Genomic DNA, 1,325 nt, shown 5'->3' on the forward strand with positions numbered 1-1,325 from the left:
GGTTCATCACCAAAAGATGTACTTGCACCTGTCATGAAAGTATGTTAGCTGTTTCTAGCCGAACCCGCAATGCAAAACGCTGGATATTTCTGTATCCGTATCCCCGACGTTTCATCAGCTTGATCTTGTTATTTGTTCCCTCCATTTTCCCATTTGAATAAGGGGATAAAATGCACGATATGATTTCGTCTGTTCGTTTGACGAGTGATTTTGCGATGGCGCGAACAGCAGAACAAGGACAAAACAAATACCGATGAACCCAGGCGTTCAAACGACGTTTCGCCTGTTGCTCATCTTTGCTTTTGAACACATAGCGAACATGTTGGAGCGATTGGTAAACAGACTTTAAGTAATCGCTTTCATTACACCATTCTCGTATGATTTGACGTTCTTCCTCCGTCAATTTCTCTGGGCATTGGCTCAATAAACGGCAAACGTAACGAACATTTCCGTGTTTCTTGCCTCCTTTGCCCAAATATTTGCGACAACGTTCTAAAGCATCGGTAAACAGCTGAATGACATGGAAATAGTCGACGACATGTGTCGCCTCTGGGCAAACCCGTTGAATCGCTTTTTTCATCGCTGGAGCCAAGTCACTCACGACATACTGAACGGAACGAGACACATGAGCCAATGCACGCCCAATGGCTTCCTCGTTCTTTCCTGCTTCAACGGTATACACTTCTCCCGTTTCGGCATCCATGATCGCCACTCCATAGTCGTGCCCTTTTCGAAACGCAAACTCATCGACACAAACCGCCTTTGGTTGGACGTCATTCGATAGGAAGGAAGGGGCATGGGTATAAAACCATCGTTCAACGGTCGTGTAAGGAAGCTTGAGCATACGAGCCACCGCCTGAATGGATGTTCCGATGCAAGATTGCGCGACCCATCGCTGAAAAGCATCCGTCGCCACACTTCGAGGAGAGATGGCTGGATACGACGTGCTGAACGTCACGCCACACGTGCTACAACGTCTGCGCTCGACAGGAAGTTCGATCCAAAAAATTCCGATTCGCTGAGCATAGCCATGCATCCATTGCTTCTTTTTGTCTGTCATTTTGATCGTGCGCTTCAAGCAGACAGGACATAACGGGCATTGTTCGGGTAGAGAAAGTTCGAAAATCCAACGTTCCCCTTCTTTTCGCACCTTTTGAATCAAAACATCTGGTAAATCGATGAGTTCTTTGATAAACTGAGAGTACATGCGAATTTCCCTCCATGGTTTGGTTTGGTCACCTTTACCATACAGGAAAATTCGCATTTTTTGTACCCTCTATGCACACCTACCTTAAATGATCAAGTACAACTTGTGGTGAAGAGCC

1 protein-coding gene is annotated in these 1,325 nt (G+C 46.1%); it reads right to left on the reverse strand.

Features of this window, described 5'->3' with window-relative positions; genetic code table 11:
* Positions 1-31: 31 nt before the first annotated feature.
* On the reverse strand, positions 32-1,207 hold the full coding sequence (locus tag CV944_RS16975; RefSeq protein ID WP_041470235.1) for an ISL3 family transposase: 1,176 nt from the start codon (positions 1,205-1,207) through the stop codon (positions 32-34).
* Positions 1,208-1,325 lie beyond the last annotated feature (118 nt).

The organism is Geobacillus sp. WSUCF-018B (genome assembly GCF_002809985.1).
GTDB classification, from domain to species: Bacteria; Bacillota; Bacilli; order Bacillales; family Anoxybacillaceae; genus Geobacillus; species Geobacillus thermophilus.

What these genes read in the sequence shown, in the direction of transcription:
- CV944_RS16975 (WP_041470235.1), bottom strand. Translation starts at nt 1,207, where the DNA reads ATGTACTCTCAGTTTATCAAAGAACTCATCGATTTACCAGATGTTTTG.